The sequence below is a fragment of the Methylobacterium sp. ap11 genome (assembly GCF_900110515.1).
Classification (GTDB): domain Bacteria; phylum Pseudomonadota; class Alphaproteobacteria; order Rhizobiales; family Beijerinckiaceae; genus Methylobacterium; species Methylobacterium ajmalii.
In genome coordinates this window covers 330,300-350,176 of the sequence record NZ_FOEB01000003.1, presented here as the reverse complement: position 1 = coordinate 350,176, position 19,877 = coordinate 330,300, and the positions used below count along the sequence as shown (strand labels likewise).

The following is a 19,877-nucleotide window of genomic DNA, read 5'->3' as shown; positions in this document are numbered from 1 at the left end:
CTCAGCCCCCCGTCGTGCTCATGTGGCGCGCCACCGCGGGCTTGGCCTGGCGGGCGATGACGAAGTCGTGGCCCTTCGGCTTGCGGGTGATCGCCTCGCGGATCGCCTCGGCCACCACGGCGTCGTCCGGTGAGGCGCGGAGCGCCGCCCGCAGGTCGGCGGCGTCCTCCTGGCCGAGGCACAGGTAGAGCTGGCCGGTGCAGGTCAGGCGCACCCGGTTGCAGCTCTCGCAGAAATTGTGGGTGAGCGGCGTGATGAAGCCGAGCCGCCCGCCGGTCTCCTCCAGCCGCACGTAGCGGGCCGGGCCGCCGGTGCGGTCGGGCAGGGGCGTGAGCGTGTAGCGCTCCGACAGGCGCTCGCGCACCACCGAGAGCGGCAGGAACTGGTCGACCCGGTCGGGCTCGATGTCGCCGAGCGGCATCACCTCGATCAGCGTCATCTCCATGCCGAGCCCGTGGGCCCAGTCGAGCATCGCCGGGATCTCGTCCTCGTTGACGCCCTTCAGCGCCACGGCGTTGATCTTGACCTTCAGGCCCGCCTCGCGGGCCGCCGCGATGCCGTCGAGCACCGTCGGCAGGTCGCCGCGCCGGGTGATCGCCCGGAATTTTTCCGGGTTGAGGGTGTCGAGCGAGACGTTGATCCGGCGCATGCCGAGATCCGCCAGCTCGGCGGCGTGCTGGCGCAGGCGGGTGCCGTTGGTGGTGAGCGTCATCTCCTCCAGCGCGCCGGAGGCGAGGTGGCGCGAGAGGTTCCTGAACAGCCGCATGATGTCGCGCCGCACCAGCGGCTCGCCGCCGGTGATGCGCAGCTTCCTCACGCCGCGCTCGACGAAGACCGAGCAGACCCGGTCCAGCTCCTCGAGCGTGAGCAGGTCGCGCTTGGGCAGGAACGCCATGTCCTCGGACATGCAGTAGACGCAGCGCAGGTCGCAGCGGTCGGTCACGGAGACGCGCAGGTAGGTGATCGCGCGCTGGAACGGATCGATCAGCGGCGCGGGCCGTGCCGGCACGGACGCCGCCGGCATCGGATCGTCGGTACGGGGGCCCCACATGCGGCTGCAATCCTCGACGGAGACGGCTTTCCTCGGGCGCGGCACTGGCGGCCGGCGTCCCGTCTGCATATGAGCGCTTGCAGGCCGACCGGCAAGCGACGCCGGCGCAGCAGGGAGACGCGGACCCATGCCCGACGCGACCACGGATGCCGACTGGCCGACCGAGATCCGGCTCTCGCGCGACAAGCGCACCCTCCACGTCGCCTATGCGAGCGGCGCGGCCTACGCGCTCCCGGCGGAGTACCTGCGGGTCGAGAGCCCCTCGGCCGAGGTCCAGGGCCACGCCCCCTCCGAGCGGCAATGGATCCCCGGCAAGCGCGAGGTCGAGATCCTGGCGGTGGCGCCCGTCGGCAACTACGCGGTGAAGCTCACCTTCGACGACATGCACGATACCGGGATCTACGCCTTCGACTTCCTGCGCCGCCTCGGCGAGGAACAGGCGACGCGGTTCGCCCGCTACGAGGACGAACTGGCGGTCCGCAACTTGAGCCGCGAGCCGGCGCGGCGGCGCTGAGGCATCCCTCAGCCGACCGCCGGGGCGGGCCGGGCGGCGGCCGCCAGGGCGAGCGCCGCGACCGCCAGGGCGAGCGGCCCGAACGACACCCACAGCACGACCTCCCAGCCGTAATGGGCCAAGAGCCCGCCGGAGGAGAACGAGCCGACCGCCATCGTGCCGAACACCGCGAAGTCGTTGAGCGACTGGACCCGGGTGCGCTCCTCCGGCCGGTGGCATTCGAGCACCATCGCGGAGGCGCCGACGAAGCCGAAGTTCCAGCCGATGCCGAGGAGGACCAGGAAGACCCAGAAATGGGCGAGGTCCAGCCCCGAGAGGCCGACGAGGGCCGCAGCCCCGGTGAGCGCGAGCCCCGCCGCCACGACGTGGCGCGCCCCGAAGCGCGCGATCAGCCGCCCGGTGAAGAAGCTCGGCGCGTACATGGCGATGACGTGCCATTGCAGGCCGAGATTGGCGTCGTCCTGCGTCAGGCCGCACAGGTGCATGGCGAGCGGCGCCGCGGTCATCAAGAAGTTCATCAGCAGGTAGGACACGACCCCGCACACCACCGCGGTAACGAAGCGGGGCTGGCGGGCGATCGTGGCGAGCGGCCGCCCGCCCGAGAGGTCCGCGCTCGTCGGGCCCGGCAGCCGCACGCCTGCCAGCACCAGAGCCGAGAGGGCCGCCACCGCGGCCTGGGCCAGGAAGGTCGCGGCGAACAGGTGGGCGGGCCACAGGGCCATGGTGTGGCTGACGAGCTGCGGCCCGATGATCCCGGCGAAGACCCCGCCGGCCATCACGGCCGAGAGGGCGCGCGGCCGGCGCTCCGGCGCGACGCAATCGGCGGCGGCGAAGCGGAAGGACAAGACCACCGCCGCGTAGGCGCCGCCGAAGAAGGTGGCGAGGCAGAACAGCCAGAACGACGACAGCACCACCGCGAGCGCGGCGATGAGCCCGACCAGCACGCCGCAGCCGGTGCCGGCGAGGAACGCCGCGCGCCGGCCGTGGCGGCGGGCGATGCGCCCGGCCGGCAGGGTGCAGGCGGCCATGCCGACCACGAAGATCGAAACCGGCAGGGTGGCGAGGGCCGGGTCCGGCGCCAATCGGCTGCCGATGACCGCGCCGGTGGCGTAGACGACGACCGAGTTGGCGCCGGCGAGCGCCTGCGCCACGGCGAGGCGCAGGACGTTGCCGGTGCCGGACGGGGCGGAGCCGGCGGAGTCCGTCGCGGCGGGGAGGGCGGGGTTCGACATCGTTCGTCCCGTCAGGCGGTGAGCCGGGCCTGCCAGCGCGCATCGCGCGGCGAGGGGCGGCGGTGGAGGCGGGCGTCGAGGAGGGTGCGTGCCGCCTCGGCCCTGCCGGCGCGCATCAGGGCGATGAGGAGGGTGTCCTCGATCACCTCGCGCTGGGCGCCGCTGCCGCCGAGCCGCACCACCTCGGCGGCGACGGGTTCGAGGATCCGCACGCACGAATCCCAGTCCTCGTCCGCGAAGGCGAGGGCGGCGCGGCAGATTGCCGGCACCACCGGCCCCGCCGCCAGGGTGCCGGCCTCGACGAGGGCGGCGAGGGCGGCGATGCGCGACGCCGCGCCCTCCCGGTCGCCCGTCGCGGCGGCGAGCAGCCCCATATGCGCGTCGGCAAAGCCGAATCCGGCCTCCCCGAAGCGCGGCGCGGCATAGGCCCGGACCTCGTCCCACAGGCCGGCCGGGACGGCGTGGCCGTAGGCCGAGAGGCGCCAGAGCAGCGAGACCGCGTCGGTGACGACGTTGAGGGCGAGGCCCGCCGACACCCCCGGCCGGACATGCGCGCCGTAAAGCGCGAGGGCGGCTTGCGCGTCGCCGCGCTCCAGCGCCGCGAGGGCGGCGTGCCAGGCGATGTGCCCGTGCAGGACGCCCGCGCGGTCGTAGCCCGGGAGCCAGCCGGCGATCAGCGCCTCGGCCTCCTCGCCGGCCCCGTCCTCGAACAGCGCGTGCGACAGGGCGTGGGCGCCGTTGGCGTTCTCGCGCCGCAGGCCAAAGCCCTCCTCGGTGAGCGCCCGGCCCTGCGCCACGGCGCCGTTCTCGGTCAGGGCCCAGCCGCGGGAGACCGAGAACCACCAGTCGTCGGGCGCGTAAGCCGCGGCATGGCGCTCGCAGAGATCGACCCGGGCCTGGTCGTGGTCGGCCCGTCCCGAGAAGGCCAGGAGCCCGAAGGCGCCGAGCGGCATCGACAGCACCAGGGCGTCGCGCGGCCAGGCCTCGGCATGGGCGAGCGCGTGCTGCAGCGCCTCCCCCGACCGGCCCTCGATCGCCAGCGACACCACCGCGACGTGGCTGCGCTCGCGCTCGGTTCCGGCCCGCGCCACCCGCTCGGCCGCCACCGCGATGCGGGCCCGCGCCGCCGCCGGCTCGGCGCGCATCGCGTGCAGGCGGGCCCGGGCGGCATGCGCCAGGGCGAAACCGGGATCGGCCGCGATCGCCGCGTCGAGCGCCTCGGCGGCGCCCGGCCAGGCGGCGAGCATCAGGTCGATGCCCTCGCGGTAGCGCGCGGCGGCGGTATCGGAGGCGGTCGAGAGCGGCAGGAAGCGGCGGTCGTAATGGGCCATGACGCGGGTCTGGAACGGTGAACCGTCCCTGCATAGCCGAGCGTCGGCTGTCCGTATTTCGACGGGGCGACATCCCTTGTAGACTGGCGGCCAAAATGGAGCCCGGCCATGCGGTGGGAGACGATCGAGACGCCGCCCGACTCGCGGGCGCCGCGGCCGCTCACGGTGCGGGTGCAGTCGATCCCGGCGCGCCACGCCTTTCCCGAACACGCCCACGACTGGCACCAGGTCGTCTACGCCGTCTCCGGGGTGCTGACCGTGGCGGTGGACGGCCGCTCCTTCGTGATCTCGCCCGAGCAGGCGGTGTGGCTGCCGACCGGGCACCGGCACCGGGTCGGCTCGCTGCTCGGCGCCGAGTTCCGCAGCCTGTGGATCGCCGACGCGGCCGGGACGGGGCTTCCCGGGGGGCCGACGGTGCTCGGCGTCCCGCCCCTGCTCCAGGCCCTCATCGTCGAGGCGGCGGCACTCGACGGGGTGGCGGACCACGACGGCTATGCCGGCCGCGTCGCCGCCCTGATCCTCGACCAGCTGCGCCGCGCCGCGCCCCTGCCCGGCGCGCTACCCTGGCCGCGCGAGGGCCCGCTGGCCGCGCTCTGCGAGGCGCTCGACGCTGCGCCGGCCGATGCCCGCGGGCCGGAGGAATGGGGCCGGGCCGTCGGCCTGTCGGGCCGCACGCTCGCCCGCCGCTTCGAGGCCGAGCTCGGCATGAGCCTGCGCACCTGGCGCCGGCGCCTGCGGCTGTTCAAGGCGATCGAGCTGATGGGCGGCGGGATGGACGTGACCCGCACCGCGATGACGCTCGGCTACGGCTCGACCTCGGCCTTCGTGTACGCCTTTCGCCGCGAGATGGGCGCGGCGCCCCAGGCCTACATGCGGGGGAGGCCGTTGGGCTGGGGCGGTGAGGGATGCTAAGCCATTAGGAAGATTAGCGCTTTCCCCTCCCCCCTTTGCGGGGGAGGGCGCCCGGCTGCGAGTGCGAAGCACTCGTGCGCCGGGCGGGAGAGGGGCAGCGCGACGCTGATCCAGGGGGCGACCGTCAGAACGGTTCAGCCCTGTCTGGAAGCGGCGTCCCCTCTCCCGACCCGGCCTCACGGCCGGGCCACCCTCCCCCGCAGAGGGGGGAGGGGGACACCCGCGCCATGCAATCAAGAATATCGGACGCACGAACATGAAAAAGGCCGGCACGGGGCCGGCCTTTTTCCATCAATTTGAATGCTGCACCTCTATCAGCGCTGCACGATCACCTTCGTGCCGACCTTGGCGCGGGTGTAGAGGTCCATCACGTCGTCGTTGGTCATCCGGATGCAGCCGGAGGAGACGGCGGTGCCGATGGTCTCGGGCTCGTTGGAGCCGTGGATGCGGTACAGCGAGCCGCCGAGATACATCGCGCGGGCGCCGAGCGGGTTCTCGGGGCCGCCCTTCATGTGGCGCGGCAGGTCGGGCCGGCGGCGGATCATCTGCGCCGGCGGGCGCCAATCCGGCCATTCGCGCTTCATCGAGATGGTCTGGACGCCGTTCCAGGTGAAGCCCGGGCGGCCGACGCCGACGCCGTAGCGCAGGGCCTGGCCGTTGCCGAGCACGTAGTAGAGCCGGCGCTCGGCGGTCGAGACCACGATGGTGCCGGCGCCGTAGGCGCCGGAATAGGCGACCGTCTCGCGCGGGATCGGGCTCAGCTTCGGCACTGCGGCGTCGAGGGGATCGACGGCCGCCGCAGCGGCGGCGGGGGACCGCACCGTCACGGTGAGCGGCTGGTCCAGGGGCTGGCGGGTGAGCGGGTCGATCTCGTAGGCGGCGGCGGGCGCCGCCCAGGCGGTGACGGCGCAGGCCAGCCCGGCCAGGGCGGGAACGAAGCGGCGCATGAAAGCCTCTCGGATGGGGAAGCGCGGGACGGGACGGTTCGAACGCGTCCGGCACCGTACGGCGGAACCGATAGCCAAGCCGTAAACGCCCACGATCCAAAGCCAAGCTTAAATCCGGGGAAGCTTCGCAGTTGCGAAGTTGGCGTTGTGCCCGCGCCACACCGGGGCGGCGCGGGCATGTTTCCAGTGTGTTACCGCAGGGCGGCCAGCGTCCGCCGGGCCCGCTCGGTGATGGCGGCGAAGTTGCCGGCGCGGATCTCGGCCTCCGGCGCCAGCCAGGAGCCGCCCACTGCCGCGACGTTCGGCAGGGCGAGCCAGGCCTTGGCGTCGGCCTCGCCGATGCCCCCGGTCGGGCAGAAGCGGGCCTGCGGGAAGGGCCCGCCGAGCGCCTTCAGCGCCGCCATGCCGCCGGCCGGCACCGCGGGGAAGAACTTCGCCACCGTGAAGCCGGCGGCCAGCACCTGCATCAGGTCGGAGGGCGTGGCGATGCCGGGCATGAACACCATGTCGCTGGCGGCCGCCGCCGCCAGGAGTTCGGGCGTCGCCCCGGGGCTCAGCGCGAAGCGGGCGCCGAGGTCGTGGGCGGTCTGGAGGTCGGCCGGATTCAGCACCGTGCCGAGGCCCACCACCGCCTCCGGAACCTCAGCCATGATCGCCCGCGCCGCGTCCCGGGCCACCGGCGTGCGCAGGGTGATCTCCAGGGTCGTGATGCCTCCCGCCACCAGGGCGCGGGCGAGCGGCACCGCGTGGGCGAGCTCCGGCACGGTGATGACGGGGATCACCGGCGAGGCGGCGAGCAGCGCGTCGAGGCGGCGGGCGCGGGATTCGGCGGTCATGGCTGGTCGTCCTGGTGGGAGGGGAGGGCGGGCATCGCCGCCCGGGGGATCACGGCGCCGCGGTGTCCGATCACCGCGCCGGCGAGGCGGTGGCCGTGCCGGGCGGCCTCGGCGGGGGGCCGGCCGGCGAGGCGCGCCGCCATGTAGGCGGCCGCGAAGCTGTCGCCCGCCGCGGTGGTGTCGACGACCGAGGCGACGGGGGAGGCCGGCACGCTCACGTCGTCCCCGCCCGCGAGCACCCGCACGGCGGGGGGCGAGCCGCCGCCCTTCAGGACGATCTCGCAGCGGCCGCGGTGGCGCAGCACCTCCGCCTCGCCCTCCGGCCCGTAGAGCCATTCGAGGTCCTCCGTGGAGGCGAAGATCAGGTCGGCCGCCGCCATCGCGGCGCGGAAAGCCTCCTGTGCCTTCGCCTTGTCGGGCCAGCCGCGGGGCCGGTAGTTGGTGTCGAAGGCGACGCGCCCACCCTTCGCCTGCACGGCCCGGCAGGTTTCGGCCAGGGCCGCCCGGCCGTCCTCGCCGTAGAGCGACAGGCTGATGCCGGAAGCGTAGACGAGGTCGTACCCCGTGAGCGCCGCCCGGGTCTCGGCGGCACCGGGACCGGAGAAGAGATCGCGCGCGGCCGCGCTGTCGCGCCAGTAGTGGAAGCTGCGCTCGCCGGATCCGTCGGTGCGGATGATGTAGAGCCCGGGCATCCGGCCCGGCAGGCGGCGCACCCGGTCGGTGCCGATGCCCTCGGCCTCCCAGGCCGCCCGCATCTCCTCGCTCCACGGATCGTCGCCGAGCGCCGTCACGTAGTCGACCGCGACGCCGAGCCGGGCAAGGTAGAGGGCGGTGTTCAGCGTATCGCCGCCGTAGCCGCGCAGCAGGCTGCCGTCGGGCCGCTCCGACAGCTCCATCATGCACTCGCCGATGCAGGCGACCCTCGTCGTCATCGTGTCCGTCCCCCTCCCGCGCGCGGACGGCGTTCCGTCCGGGTGGCGCATCGTCCGCGCCGGCACCCCCGTCCGCGCCTTCCCCTTTGGTGGGGGTGGCATCGGCGCGCCCGGGGCGGCCTGCGCCGCGTCCATCCCTCTCCCTAGAGCATCTCCGCGGGCGCTGGATACCGCTCGCGCGGCGAAAGATGCGGCGCGATCAAGGGCCTGGGGTGGGGGAGCCCGGATCCACCCCCGGCCCCGGCGCGGCGGAGCTGCGGCATGCCGGAACGATTTACCGTGTCGCAACGACAGTCATCGAACGCTAGGTCAGCTATTGAACGATCCGGGGGAGGCGCTAAAAGAAGCGCGACCTCGTCCGCCGGGACGAGGAGGCAGGCCGTGTCCCCGCCGCAGCCGCGGGGGCGCGAGGAAGGGTTCGAAACAGCCAGGCTTCTGCTCACGCCGGACATCCGGGGTCACCAGAACCCCGCCCGTCTTACGGAGTTCGTTCCTCATGCCCGTCTATCGATTGCGCTCCATCGTCCGCGAACGCGGCAGGGTCCGTCCGCTGCACGACCTGCCGATCCAGGCGCCGACGGTGCGCCACGCCGCGGCGCGAGTGCTCGGGCGGGCCGACGAGATGTTCGGGGACCGGACCGGCGAGGCCTGGCTCGTCGCCGAGGACGGCGCCCGGGTCTGGAGCCTGAGCCTCGAGGCGGCGGAGGCGGAGACCGCCCGGGCCTGACCCAGGCCCGCGCGCCGTGTCGATCCTGCCTTGCTGAGGCCGCAGGGTGCGTGCATCGGGGCCGCCCCGCGGCCCGTTGCGAGCGTATCGACCCGATGAGAATCCTCCGTCTCGGCGCCCTGGCGGGTGCCGTGCTGGCCGCCACGCCGGCCGTCGCCGACTGGCGCTACTGCCTCGCCCGCGGGCCCGGCCGCACCGTCTACCTCTCGGCCCCGTTCTCCACCGTCGCGGCGATGCCGGCCCTCGACGCCGCCTTCGCGCAGATGCTCGACCGGACCCACCGCGCCCACGATCCCGTCCAGTGCCCGCGGGCCGAGGACGCCAAGGCCCTGCTGGCGATGCGGCTGACGGCGCTCCGCTACAACCGCGAGGACGGCCAGCGGGTGGTCGAGGTCGACTGGACGCCGGAGCGCGAGTCCGCCGCCAAACCGTAGAGCGACGCCACAGGGGCCTTGCCGCGGCGCGTTCGGCCAACGCGCCGACCTCCGGCCGCCGGCACGGTCGAGCGCGTCGGGGGGGTGGATCCGGGCGGCAGGGCCGTGCCGCCAGGATCCCAGCCCGTCGTCCGGGAAAGGGCGTGAGCTTTCATGGAACGCCCGCGTGTCAGATCCTGTTTGACCGATAGATACACTCTATCCCATCAGCAACCTCATCATGAGGTGTCAGTCGATTGAAAATCGACTGACCTCGAAGGAGGGCTCCAGAAATCTCCGAGATCACTGGCTCCCTCCTTCGAGGCTCAGCGATCTTCGATCGCCCGTGATCTATGATCGCCAGCATCTCAGGATGAGGCGGAGGGTAGGATAGAAAACCCCCTCGCGATCGTGTCGTCGAAAGTCAAACGGTTCTCAGACATCCACCTCCGTCGAGGTCGCCTGCCGTTGCGTGGCAACCGGCCGATGCCCTGGTTCTCTGATTTCGGCGCATCGTCCGCGACGAACCGGCATCCGAGTCGTCGGAAAATGGTTCAGGCGAGGCCGCCCGCCCGCGCGGGGGAGAGGATGCGGTCGACGAGGCCCCATTCCAGCGCCTCCTCGGCCGTCATGAAGCGGTCGCGGTCCATGGCGCGCTCGAACTCCTCGTAGGACCGCCCGCAATGCTCGGCGTAGAGCCGCGTGATGCGCTGCTTGGTGCGCAGGGTCTCGGCGGCATGGATGAGGATGTCGGATGCCTGCCCCTTGTACCCTCCCAGCGGCTGGTGGACGAGGATGCTGGCGTTGGGCAGCACGGCCCGCTCCCCGGGCTCGCCGGCCATGAGCAGGAACGAGCCCATCGAGTAGGCCGTCCCCATGCACAGCGTGTGAACCGGCGCCCGGATGTGGCGCATGGTGTCGTACATGGCAAAGCCGCTCGTCACGACGCCGCCCGGCGAGTTGATGTAGAGGTGGATCGGCCGGGTCGGGTTCTCCGCCTCCAGGAACAGGAGTTGGGCGCAGACCAGCGCGGAGACCGTGTCGTTCACCTCCCCGTTGAGGAAGACGATGCGCTCGCGCAGGAGGCGGGAGAAGATGTCGAAGGACCGCTCCCCGCGGCTGGACTGCTCGACGACCATGGGGACGAGTTGCATCGTGTCGCGCATCGGCGACCTCCGATCTTCCGGGAGGGGATTTTGGGAAACAGGACCTTGGGAAGCAGGACCTTGGGGGCCTGAACCCGGGACGAGCCGCGTCAGGCGGCGCGCAGCACCGGGGCGTTGCCGTTCGCGGCGGCCGTCGTCGGCGGTGCGAACCGGGCATCCGTCAGGGCGTGGATGATGCGCAGGCAGGTGCCGCCCGTGTCGTTCGGGGCGATGCGGAACGTCACCGTGCTCTCGACGTGAGGCGGGACGGCCTCGCGCATCCGGTAGCTGACCTCGCGCCCGGGCGTGACGGCGACCGGCTCGGGCGCCGCCAGCGCCGCGCCGGGCAGCCAACGCTCCCGCAGCTCCGGGATGCTGAGCGCGCGCCAGACCTTCCCGGGCGGCTCGCTCAGCTCGTATTCCTGCTCGATGCCGGGGCCGGGCTCGTCGCGCGCCGCGTCGCTCATTGGTCCATCTCCTTCAGCACGGCCTCGAGCGCATCGACGCGGGCGGGCCAGTAGGCGCGGTACTTCGCCAGCCACTGCGCGATGAGCGCCACCCCGGCCGGATCGACGTCGTAGTTCACGAAACGGCCCTGCCGCGCCTCGCGCACGAGCCCGGCGCCGCGCAGCACGGCGAGGTGCTGGGACATCGCCGGCTGGCTGATCGCCATGCCCTGGCGCAACGCGCTGGCGTTCATGCTCCCGGCCGCGAGCTTCTCGAAGATCGCGCGTCGGGTGGGGTCCGCCAGGGCCCGGAAGATGTCGTCCTCGACCATGGCAACAGATAAGCAGACGCTTATGTGAAGCGCAAGCCCGGAATGTGGGCAAGGCGCCGCGGGCACTCCTGCGGCGGCGACCCGGGGCCGCGGATGCCGGGCGGCGGGACGCGGGCGCTCCCGTCCACCGCGTGCCGCTTCCGGCGGGCGGGATCCGTTCGATGGCCCGGCCCCGCGCGCATGGCCGCCTCGCACCGGGAGCGCTTCCCTGCAAATAATTAGCATCCTATCAATGAGGACGATCAACCAACCGCCGCGACGGCGAGGCGACCGGATGCGCCGCGACCTCCTGCAAGCCCTTACCCTCACCCTGCTCCAGTCCGGCCGCGTCTGGCGCCGGGCCGCCGACGAGGTCGTGACCGCCTACGGGCTGACCGAGGCGACGGCGCTGCCGCTGCTGCTGATCGGGCGGCTCGGCGGCGACCTGCGCCAGACCGCGCTCGCGGACGCCCTCGGTGTCGAGGGGCCGAGCCTGGTGCGTCTCCTCGACCAGCTCGGCGAGGCCGGCCTCGTCACCCGCCGGGAGGATCCGACCGACCGCCGCGCCAAGGTGCTGGCGCTCACCCCGGAGGGGCAGGCCCGCGCCGCCGCCATCGAGGCCCGGTTCGATGGCTTGCGCGAGGCGGTGTTCGGGGAACTCGGCGACGACGACCTGCGGGCGGCCCTGCGGGTCCTGCGTGCGCTCCAGGCCCAGGGCCCGAAGGGCACCTGCCCGCCCGCCGCCGGGGGGCGCGCCTGATGCTGCCCGGCTGGCGCCAATGGCTGTTCGCCCTGAAGATCGCGGGCGCGGCCCTCCTCGCGCTCGGCCTCGCCCTGTGGCTCGACCTGCCGCGGCCCTACTGGGCGATGGCGACCGTCTACATCACCATGCAGCCGCTCTCCGGCGCCACCCGGTCGAAGGCGCTGTACCGGGTGATCGGCACGGTGGCGGGCGTCTCGATGGCGGTCGTGCTGGTGCCGCCCCTCGTCGACGCGCCCGAGATGCTGACGCTGGCGTTGGCGCTCTGGACCGCCGCCTGCCTCACCCTCTCGCTCCTCGACCGCTCGCCGCGGGCCTACCTGTTCATGCTCGCCGGCTACACCGCGGCGCTGATCGGCTTCCCGGCGGTGACGGCGCCCGACACCATCTTCGAGACCGCGGTGTCGCGGGCCGAGGAGATCACGCTCGGCATCGTCTGCGCCGCCCTGGTGGCGGGCCTCGTCCTGCCGGAATCCGTCGGGCCGGTGCTGGCGGCGCGGGTCGGAGCCTGGCTCGGCGAGACCGGGCGCTGGACCGCCGACGTGCTGTCGGGCGCGGTCGAGGCGCCGGCAATCCGGGCCCGGCGCCTGCGCCTCGCGGCCGAAGCCGCGGAGATCGACGCGCTCGCCACCCATCTCGCCTACGACGCCTCGGCGCAGAGTCGGGCGGTGCCGCTGGTCCAGCTCCTGCGCGGCCGGATGCTGATGCTGCTGCCGGTCCTCTCCTCCCTGGCCGACCGGATCGCGGCGTTGCGCGACCTCGCGGGCCTCGATCCGGCGCTGAAGGCGCTGCTGGCCGACGTCGCGGCGTGGTCGGAGGCCGGCGCCCCGGCGGCCGAGGCCGACGCGCTGCTCGCCCGCATCGCCGCCGCCGACGAATCCGGCCTCGCCTCGCCCTCGCCCGGCTTCTGGAGCGCGCTGGTGCGGGCGAGCCTCCTCGACCGCCTGCGCGAGCTGGTGGCGATCGGCCGCGACTGCCGGGCGCTCCAGGACGGTATCGCCCGCGGCGAGAGCGCGCCGCGCCATGCCCTCGCCTATGCGGGCGAGTTCGGCGGTCGCGCCCCGCGCCACCGCGACCACGGCATGGCCTTGCGCTCCGCCCTCGGGGTCTTCCTCGCCATCCTCGCCTGCGTGACCGTCTGGATCGCCACCGCCTGGCCCGACGGCGCCACCGCGGCGATGATGGGGGCGGTCCTGTGCTGCCTCTTCGCCACCCAGGACGACCCGGCCCCGGCGATCCTGGGCTTCGCCACCTGGACGGCGGTGGCGGCGGTGGCGATCGGCGTGCTGCTGTTCGGCATCCTGCCGCAGGTCCACGACTTCGCCACCCTGGTGCTGGTGCTGGCCCCGCCCCTGATCCTGTGCGGCCTCCTGATGACCATTCCCCGCACCATGCCGGTGGGGCTGGCGCTCGGGGTCAACGGCAACGCCCTCCTGGCGATCCAGGACCGCTACGCCTCGGAATTCGGCGCCTACGTCAATTCGGCCCTGGCGCTCGTCGTCAGCATCGTCCTCGCCGCGGTGGTGACCCGGCTGGTGCGCTCGGTCGGGGCCGAGCACGGCGCCCGCCGCCTCGTCGCGGCGAGCCGGGCCGACCTCGCCCGGGCGGCGCGCCGGCGCGGGCGGGGCGACCGGGCCGCCTTCGCCCACCTGATGCTCGACCGCCTCGGCCTCCTGGTGCCGCGGCTGGCCGCCGCCGGGCCCGACAGCGACCTGTCGCGGATCGACACCCTGGCGGCGCTGCGGGTCGGCATGAACCTCGTCTCCCTGCGCCGGGCCCGCCACGGCCTGCCCCCCGGCGCGGTCGCGGCGCTGGACGCCGCCCTCGACGCGGTGGCGGAGCATTACGAGCGCCCGCGCGGCCCGGCCTGCGCGTCCCTGCTCGCCGCCATCGACGCGGCGCTGTCGGCGATCGGCGCCGGGGCTGCGGCCGAGGGCCGGCGCGAGGCGCTGCTCGGTCTCGCAGGCCTGCGCCGCGCGCTCTTTCCCGGGGCGCCGCCCGCCGGCGCCCCCCCTCTGCTCGCGAGGGAGGCCGCCTGATGGCCGACATCGACCTCTACGGCGTCTTCGTGCCGGCCCTGCTGGTCTGGGCGGTCGTCGCGCTCCTCGTCAACCTCGTCCTGCGCCGGCTGATCGGCGCGCTCGGGCTCTACCGCCTGGTCTGGCACCGGGCGCTGTTCGACCTCTGCCTCTACCTCGTGTGCCTCGGCGGCGTCGTCACGCTCGCCGGCCGCCTGACCTGAAGATTCGAGATCATGACCCGCGCGCTCGCCTTCCTCGGCCGCTTCGCCGTCACCGCCGTCCTGCTCGCCCTCGCCGCCGTCGTCGGGACGGCGCTCTGGGACTACTACCTCGAGGCCCCCTGGACCCGGGACGGGCGGGTGCGGGCCGAGGTCGTCGGCGTCGCCCCCGACGTCTCGGGTCTGGTGCGCGACGTCGCGGTGCACGACAACCAGGAGGTCAAGCGCGGCGACGTGCTCTTCCGCATCGACCCCGACCGCTTCGCCCTCGCGCTGCGCCAGGCCGAGGCCGTGGTGGCCGGCCGCAAGGCGAGCCTGGTCCAGGCCGAGGCCGACCTCGCCCGCTACCGCCAGCTCAGCGACAACGTCGTGTCGCAGCAGAAGCTCGAAGCCGCGCTCGCCACCGAGCAGAGCGCCCGGGCCGCCCACGACCAGGCGGTGGCCGACCGCGACCTCGCGAGGCTCAACCTCGCCCGCTCCGAGGTGCGCGCCTCGGTCGGCGGCCGGATCAGCAACCTCGAATTGCGTCCCGGCGCCTACGTGGCGGTCGGCAAGCCGGTGATGGCGCTCGTCGACGGCGAGACCCTGCACGTCCAAGGCTACTTCGAGGAGACGAAGCTCGGCCGCATCCACCCGGGCGATCCCGTCACCGTGCAGCTGATGGGCGAGGACCGGCCCATCACCGGCCGGGTCGAGAGCATCGCCGCCGGCATCGAGGACCGCGAGCGCGGGGCGAGCGCCAGCCTGCTCGCCAACGTCAACCCGACCTTCGCCTGGGTGCGCCTCGCCCAGCGCGTGCCGGTGCGGGTCGCCCTCGACCCCTCCGTCGACCGCGACCGGCTCACCGTCGGGCGCACCGCCACCGTGGTGGTCCATCCCGGCGGCGAGCGGCCGGAGGTCCGGCCCTTCCGGGGGCTGCGCCGGATCGGGCAGGGCTGGGAGGCGCTGAAGACCCGCCTGGCGGCGGCCAGGAGCTAACGACCTCGATCGACGACCTCCCGGGTGTGGTACCGATAACACTTTCGCCCCGGCCGGGGCGGGATTATGGAGCGCCACCAGAACGCGAAGTTCGACGAGGCCGGGAGGAGGCCCCATGGCAGACCCACGACAGGACGCGTCCGGCGTCGGCACCGGTGCGCTCGGCACCGCCACCGATGCCCGGGGCATCGGCACCGATGCGCTCGGCATCGGCACCGATGCGCTCGGCATCGGCACCGTCAGGACGATCACCCTGCGGCTGATGCCGCTCCTCGGCCTGATGTACCTGATCGCCTACATCGACCGGCAGAACGTCTCGTACGCCAAGCTCCAGATGGTCGGCGACCTCGGGTTGAGCGAGGCGGCCTACGGCTTCGGCGCCTCGCTGTTCTTCCTCGCCTACTTCCTGTTCGAGGTGCCCTCGAACGTGATCCTGGAGCGGGTCGGCGCCCGGGTGTGGTTCACCCGCATCATGGCGACCTGGGGGATCATCACCATCCTGCTCGGCTTCTCGACCGGGCCGGTGATGTTCTACGTGCTGCGCTTCCTCCTGGGCGCGGCGGAGGCCGGGTTCTTCCCCGGCGTGCTCTACGCCCTCACCCTGTGGTTCCCGCAGGCCTATCGCGGCCGGATGGTCGGCTGGTTCATGATCGCGAGCGCGGTGGCCAACGCCGTCGGCGCGGCGATCGGCGGCGCGCTCCTCGACCTCGACGGGACGATGGGCTACCGCGGCTGGCAATGGGTGTTCATCGCCACCGGCGTGCCGGCGGTGCTGCTCGCCGCCGTGGTGTTCCTGATCCTGCCCGACCGGCCCGGGAACGCGCCCTGGCTCGATGCCGGCCAGAAGAAATGGCTCGCCGACACCCTGGCGCGGGAGGAGGGCGGGGTCACCCACACCGACCACGGCAACCCGTTCCGGGTGCTGGCCGACACCCGCGTGGTGCTGCTGGCGCTGCTCTACGTCGCCTTCCCGCTCGCCGCCTACGGCCTGAGCTACTGGCTGCCGACGGTGGTGAAGGGGTTCGGCGTCTCGAACACCATGAACGGCTTCATCAACATCATCCCGTGGATCTGCGTGGCGCTGGCCCTGTGGTGGGTGCCCCGGCACGCGGCGCGCACCGGAGAGACCACCTGGCACATCGCCGGCCCGGCGCTGGTCGGGGCGCTGGGGCTGATCCTCAGCGTGGTGCTGCCGGGCGACGCGGTGAAGTTCGCCTGCCTGTGCGTGGCCGCCGCCGGCATCTTCTCGGGCCAGCCGGTCTTCTGGTCGCTGCCCCCGACCTTCCTGCGCGGCGCCACCGCGGCGGCCGGCATCGCGATGATCAACTCGGTCGGCAACCTCGGCGGCTTCATCGCCCAGAACGTCGTGCCGTGGATCGGCGACGTCAGCGGCAGCAAGCTCGTGCCGATGCTGTTCCTCGCCGCCTGCCTCCTCGTCGGCGTCGTGATGGTCTTCGTGGTCCAGGGCATCCTGAAGCGCCGCACCCTCGCCGAGGCCGGGGGGCTCGCCCCGGTCCGGCGCTGAGCGCGACGATCATCCCTTTCGGGGCCGGATCCGGCCCCGAAAGGGATCACGCTTTCATCATCAAAGACCCGAGGCGCGGCCGCGCATCGCGCGCGTGACCTCCCGTCGGCGTCAGGCGAGGAACGCGACCCCCGCCAGCCCCGCCGCCAGCCCCCACAGCAGCAGGCAGGCCCGGCGGTACACGACCAGCGCCCGGGCGATGTCGCCGGCGCCGGCCTCGGCCCGGCCCGATCCCATCCAGGCATCCTCGACCCGCGTCGCGCCGTAGATCCGCGGGCCGGCGAGCCGCAGGCCGAGCGCCCCGGCCATCGCGGCTTCCGGCCAGCCGGCATTGGGCGAGCGGTGGCGGCCGGCATCGCGCCGTACCGCCGCCAGGGCCCCGCGGGCGGAGGCGCCCGGGGTGAGGGCGGCGGCGGCCGCGATGAGCCCCGCCGTGAGGCGCGAGGCCGGCAGGTTGACGAGGTCGTCGAGGCGGGCGGCGGCCCAGCCGAAGGCCTCGTGCCGGGGCGTGCGGTGGCCGATCATGCTGTCGGCGGTGTTGATCGCCTTGTAGAGCGCCCCCCCGGGCAGGCCGCCCACCCCGAGCCAGACGGTCGGCGCCACGATGCCGTCGGAAAAGTTCTCCGACAGGCTCTCGATCGCGGCGCGGCAGAGGGCGGCCTCGTCGAGGGTCTCCGGGTTGCGCCCGACGATCATCGCCACCGCGCGCCGCCCGCCGGACAACCCGTCGCGCTCCAGCTCCGCCGCCACCCGGGCGACGTGGTCGTGCAGGCTGCGCTGCGCCGGCAGGCTCGCGGCGAGGAGCGCGCAGGGGAGAAGGCCTGCCGCGCCCAGCGCCCCGCAGGCGAGCGACAGGGCCAGCGCCGTCAACCCCGTCGCCGCCAGCACCAGGACGAGGGCCAGCACGCCCGCGCCCCGCCGGCGGGGCGCGGGATCGCCCTCGCGGTTGAGGCGGCGGTCGAGGGCGGCGATCAGGGCGCCGATCCAGGTGACAGGGTGGCCGGCCAGCCTGTAGAGGCGATCCGGGTAGCCGAGGGCGGCCTCGATCGCGAGGGCGAGGACGAGCAGCACGAGGCTGTCGGGCGGGTGCGTCAGGGCGGTCATCGCGAGGGGCGGACGGTTGGGCGGGATGGCGGACGAGACGGCGGACGGGGCGATCCGGCACGGGGGCGACCTCGGCGAGGCGGGCCTCCTGTTTCCGCGGGCCCCCGAGCCCTGGATCGACCTCTCGACCGGGATCAACCCGATCCCCTATCCGTGGCCGGCCCCGGAGGCCAGCGCCTTCACGCGGCTGCCGGCCAGGGCCGAGCTGGCCGCCCTCGAGGCCGCCGCGGCCGCGGCCTACGGCGCCCCGCCGGAGCGGGTCGTCGCGGCACCCGGCACGCAGGCCCTCATCGACCTGCTGCCGCGGCTGCGGCCGTCCGGCCGCGTCGCCGTGGTCGGTACCACCTATGCCGAGCACGCGGCCGCCTGGGCCCGGGGCGGGCACGCCGTCGCGGCGGTCGCGGACCTGCGCGACATCGGCGCGGCGGACGTGGCCGTGGTGGTCACCCCCAACAACCCGGACGGCCGGGTGGTGCCGGTTTCGGACCTCGCGGCGGCCGCGGCCGGGCTCGCCGCCCGCGGCGGCTGGCTCGTGGTCGACGAGGCCTTCGCCGACCTCGAACCCGTCGAGAGCCTGTGCGGGGCGGTGCCGCCTGCCTGCCTGGTGCTGCGCTCCTTCGGAAAGACCTACGGGCTCGCCGGCCTGCGCCTCGGCTTCGCGGTGGCGGGCGACCCGCTCGTCGGCCTCCTGCGCCGCGGGATCGGCCCCTGGGCGGTGTCGGGGCCGGCGATCGCGATCGGGCGATGCGCCCTCTCGGACGCCGCCTGGCGGCACGAGGCGGCGGCGGCGCGGGGCCGGGACGCCGCCCGGCTCGACGCCCTCCTGGAGCGGGCCGCCGGCCGGATCGTCGGCGGCACGCGGCTGTTTCGCACCGCCGACTTCCCCGACGGGCCAGGCCTGTTCGACCGGCTCGGACGGGCCGGGATCTTCGTGCGCCGCTTCGAGGCCGCGCCTGCGCGCCTGCGCTTCGGCCTGCCGCCCGACGAGACCGCCTGGAGCCGCCTCGCCGCCGCGCTCCGGGAGCGGTGAGGCGCCATTAAAAAGGCCGAAAACCGCAGCATCGGACAGCCCTGGCCCTCGGGGTCACGAACGCGGCCGACGCCGCATGGGAAAGCAGGCAGAATGGACGCGGACGAGGTCAAACGGCGCGACAGGCTCGGCAGCATGATCGCGTTCGCGCGGCGCACCGTGCCAGAGCTGCGCCGCAACGCCGAGACGGTCGAGCCGATCGCCCCCGCCGACGGACGCCGCCGGCTCCCGGCCCTGCTCAACCCGCTGCGCTGGACCCGCCTGCCGCTCGTGCCCGGCGAGGGAACCCAGAACCGCGTCCTGGCCCGGCTCCTGCGCAACATCGGCCTCTTCGTGCTGCTGCCGACGGCGGTGGTCGGGATCTACCTGTTCGCCTTCGCCGCCGACCAGTACGTGGTCGAGGCCCGCTTCGCCATCCGCGGCGAGGTCGAGCCGATGGGCAGCGTCGCGCTCGGCGAGTTCTCCTCGCTGATCCAGAAGAACAATAGCCAGGACAGCTACATCGTCCAGGAGTACATCCAGAGCCAGCCGATGCTGGAGAGCGCCCAGAAAGAGCTCGACGTCATGCGGATGTTCACCCGCGACGAGGCCGATTTCTGGACCCGCTATTCCGGCGACAAGCCGATCGAGGAGCTGCTGGAGTACTGGCGCAAGCGCGTCCAGGTCCATATCGACCTGATCTCGGGCGTGATGACCCTGACGGTGCAGGCCTTCACCCCGGACGACGCCCTGGCGATCGGCCGGCACGTCGTCGCCCGCGCCGAGGCGCTGATCAACACGATCTCGTCGCGCGCCCAGCAGGACATGCTCAAGCACAGCAAGGACGACCTGGCAGCGACCGAGCAGCGGCTGCGCAAGGCCAATCTGGCGTTGCGCGAGTTCCGCAACCGCTGGGGCATCATCGACCCGGCGAAGTCGGCGGAGGCGACGATGACCACGCTGCTCTCCCTGCGCAAGGACAAGATCAAGTCGGAGAACGACCTCCAGGTGCTGCGCGGCTCCGGCCTCGACGAGAAGTCCCGCTCGATCCAGACCATCGTGGCGAGCCTCACCGCCACCAACCAGCAGATCAAGCAGCTCGAGGATACGCTGACCAGCGACGGGATGGCGGTGGGTGGCCGGCCGGTCTCGGAGGCGATCCTCGAATACGAGGGCCTGATGGTCGAGCGTACCATCGCCGAGAAGCTGAACGACTCCGCCACCATGATGCTCGACCGCGCCCGGGTGGCGGCCAACCGCCAGCACGTCTACCTCGCGGTCTTCGTGCCGCCGACCCGGCCCGAGCTCTCCACCGTGCCGATGCGCGGCCACGCCCTGTTCGTGGCGTTCTTCGCCTTCATGGTGATGTGGGGCTGCAGCAGCCTGCTCATCGCCGGCGTCAAGGACCACAACATGTAGGGCAGGGGCCCGGCACCGTTCGACGCCCGGGGCTTCGGTCCGGGCG

21 protein-coding genes are annotated in these 19,877 nt (G+C 73.5%); 11 read left to right on the top strand and 10 right to left on the bottom strand.

Translation table 11 applies throughout. The features are described from left to right. Position 1: 1 nt before the first annotated feature. Positions 2–1,024, bottom strand: a complete 1,023-nt coding sequence (gene moaA, locus BMX97_RS06210) for a GTP 3',8-cyclase MoaA (protein ID WP_091747048.1) — start codon at positions 1,022–1,024, stop codon at positions 2–4. Positions 1,025–1,178: 154 nt separating this feature from the next. Between moaA and BMX97_RS06205 the strand changes: the two genes are divergently transcribed. After that, positions 1,179–1,565, top strand: coding sequence for a gamma-butyrobetaine hydroxylase family protein (locus BMX97_RS06205; protein WP_091746748.1), 387 nt, complete (start codon positions 1,179–1,181; stop codon positions 1,563–1,565). A gap of 8 nt (positions 1,566–1,573) precedes the next feature. Here BMX97_RS06205 and BMX97_RS06200 read toward each other — a convergent pair whose 3' ends face one another. Both BMX97_RS06200 and BMX97_RS06195 read right to left on the bottom strand, forming a co-directional pair. Continuing rightward, complete coding sequence (locus BMX97_RS06200) at positions 1,574–2,797, bottom strand: MFS transporter (RefSeq protein WP_091746745.1); 1,224 nt, start codon at positions 2,795–2,797, stop codon at positions 1,574–1,576. Positions 2,798–2,808: 11 nt separating this feature from the next. After that, complete coding sequence (locus BMX97_RS06195) at positions 2,809–4,128, bottom strand: tetratricopeptide repeat protein (protein ID WP_091746741.1); 1,320 nt, start codon at positions 4,126–4,128, stop codon at positions 2,809–2,811. Between the two features lie 108 nt (positions 4,129–4,236). Between BMX97_RS06195 and BMX97_RS06190 the strand changes: the two genes are divergently transcribed. Beyond that, a complete protein-coding gene (locus BMX97_RS06190; RefSeq protein ID WP_091746737.1) occupies positions 4,237–5,040 on the top strand; it encodes an AraC family transcriptional regulator in 804 nt (267 codons plus the stop codon). 314 nt (positions 5,041–5,354) lie between these two features. Here BMX97_RS06190 and BMX97_RS06185 read toward each other — a convergent pair whose 3' ends face one another. The 3 genes from BMX97_RS06185 to BMX97_RS06175 all read right to left on the bottom strand — a co-directional run bounded on the left by BMX97_RS06185 (position 5,355) and on the right by BMX97_RS06175 (position 7,755). Next, the gene (locus BMX97_RS06185; RefSeq protein WP_091746735.1) at positions 5,355–5,987 is read right to left on the bottom strand and encodes a L,D-transpeptidase; all 633 of its coding nucleotides are present in this window, start codon (positions 5,985–5,987) and stop codon (positions 5,355–5,357) included. A 191-nt stretch (positions 5,988–6,178) separates the two neighbouring features. After that, the gene (gene eda, locus BMX97_RS06180; protein WP_091746732.1) at positions 6,179–6,823 is read right to left on the bottom strand and encodes a bifunctional 4-hydroxy-2-oxoglutarate aldolase/2-dehydro-3-deoxy-phosphogluconate aldolase; all 645 of its coding nucleotides are present in this window, start codon (positions 6,821–6,823) and stop codon (positions 6,179–6,181) included. After that, positions 6,820–7,755 (bottom strand): sugar kinase, encoded by a 936-nt coding sequence (locus BMX97_RS06175; protein WP_091746730.1) that lies wholly within the window; start codon positions 7,753–7,755, stop codon positions 6,820–6,822. Before BMX97_RS06175 ends, eda begins: the two co-directional genes overlap by 4 nt. Before the next feature lie 496 nt (positions 7,756–8,251). On the opposite strand from BMX97_RS06175, the gene BMX97_RS06170 reads away from it, so the two are divergent. Then, a complete protein-coding gene (locus BMX97_RS06170; protein ID WP_091746727.1) occupies positions 8,252–8,482 on the top strand; it encodes a hypothetical protein in 231 nt (76 codons plus the stop codon). 95 nt (positions 8,483–8,577) lie between these two features. Continuing rightward, positions 8,578–8,916 carry a hypothetical protein gene (locus BMX97_RS06165; RefSeq protein WP_060846961.1) on the top strand — a complete coding sequence of 113 codons (339 nt, stop codon included), beginning with the start codon at positions 8,578–8,580 and terminating at the stop codon, positions 8,914–8,916. 533 nt (positions 8,917–9,449) lie between these two features. Here the strand turns inward: BMX97_RS06165 and BMX97_RS06160 are convergent. The 3 genes from BMX97_RS06160 to BMX97_RS06150 all read right to left on the bottom strand — a co-directional run bounded on the left by BMX97_RS06160 (position 9,450) and on the right by BMX97_RS06150 (position 10,818). After that, positions 9,450–10,061, bottom strand: coding sequence for an ATP-dependent Clp protease proteolytic subunit (locus tag BMX97_RS06160; RefSeq protein ID WP_091746724.1), 612 nt, complete (start codon positions 10,059–10,061; stop codon positions 9,450–9,452). A gap of 89 nt (positions 10,062–10,150) precedes the next feature. Continuing rightward, entirely contained in the window at positions 10,151–10,507 is a 357-nt protein-coding gene (locus BMX97_RS06155) for an SRPBCC family protein (protein ID WP_091746721.1), read from the bottom strand. Further along, a complete protein-coding gene (locus BMX97_RS06150) occupies positions 10,504–10,818 on the bottom strand; it encodes an ArsR/SmtB family transcription factor (protein ID WP_091746717.1) in 315 nt (104 codons plus the stop codon). Before BMX97_RS06150 ends, BMX97_RS06155 begins: the two co-directional genes overlap by 4 nt. A 274-nt stretch (positions 10,819–11,092) precedes the next feature. On the opposite strand from BMX97_RS06150, the gene BMX97_RS06145 reads away from it, so the two are divergent. The 5 genes from BMX97_RS06145 (at position 11,093) to BMX97_RS06125 (ending at position 16,299) form a co-directional block, all read left to right on the top strand. Further along, entirely contained in the window at positions 11,093–11,557 is a 465-nt protein-coding gene (locus BMX97_RS06145) for a MarR family winged helix-turn-helix transcriptional regulator (RefSeq protein ID WP_091746714.1), read from the top strand. Further along, entirely contained in the window at positions 11,554–13,596 is a 2,043-nt protein-coding gene (locus BMX97_RS06140; protein WP_091746711.1) for an FUSC family protein, read from the top strand. Before BMX97_RS06145 ends, BMX97_RS06140 begins: the two co-directional genes overlap by 4 nt. Beyond that, on the top strand, positions 13,596–13,799 hold the full coding sequence (locus BMX97_RS06135) for a DUF1656 domain-containing protein (protein ID WP_091746708.1): 204 nt from the start codon (positions 13,596–13,598) through the stop codon (positions 13,797–13,799). The genes BMX97_RS06140 and BMX97_RS06135 overlap by 1 nt, the downstream gene beginning before the upstream one ends. Positions 13,800–13,811: 12 nt before the next feature. Continuing rightward, positions 13,812–14,774: an efflux RND transporter periplasmic adaptor subunit gene (locus BMX97_RS06130; protein WP_091746705.1), complete on the top strand. Its 963-nt coding sequence runs from the start codon at positions 13,812–13,814 to the stop codon at positions 14,772–14,774. A gap of 262 nt (positions 14,775–15,036) precedes the next feature. Next, positions 15,037–16,299, top strand: coding sequence for an MFS transporter (locus BMX97_RS06125; RefSeq protein ID WP_210187622.1), 1,263 nt, complete (start codon positions 15,037–15,039; stop codon positions 16,297–16,299). A gap of 111 nt (positions 16,300–16,410) precedes the next feature. Here the strand turns inward: BMX97_RS06125 and cbiB are convergent, their stop codons facing one another. Beyond that, positions 16,411–17,403 carry an adenosylcobinamide-phosphate synthase CbiB gene (gene cbiB / locus BMX97_RS06120; RefSeq protein ID WP_091746700.1) on the bottom strand — a complete coding sequence of 331 codons (993 nt, stop codon included), beginning with the start codon at positions 17,401–17,403 and terminating at the stop codon, positions 16,411–16,413. Positions 17,404–17,428: 25 nt separating this feature from the next. Here cbiB and cobD point away from each other — a divergent pair, with 25 nt between their 5' ends. Next, on the top strand, positions 17,429–18,433 hold the full coding sequence (gene cobD, locus BMX97_RS06115) for a threonine-phosphate decarboxylase CobD (protein WP_177202133.1): 1,005 nt from the start codon (positions 17,429–17,431) through the stop codon (positions 18,431–18,433). 93 nt (positions 18,434–18,526) lie between these two features. Beyond that, positions 18,527–19,831, top strand: a complete 1,305-nt coding sequence (locus BMX97_RS06110; RefSeq protein WP_091746691.1) for a KpsE/RkpR family capsule polysaccharide export protein — start codon at positions 18,527–18,529, stop codon at positions 19,829–19,831. Positions 19,832–19,877: the final 46 nt, after the last annotated feature.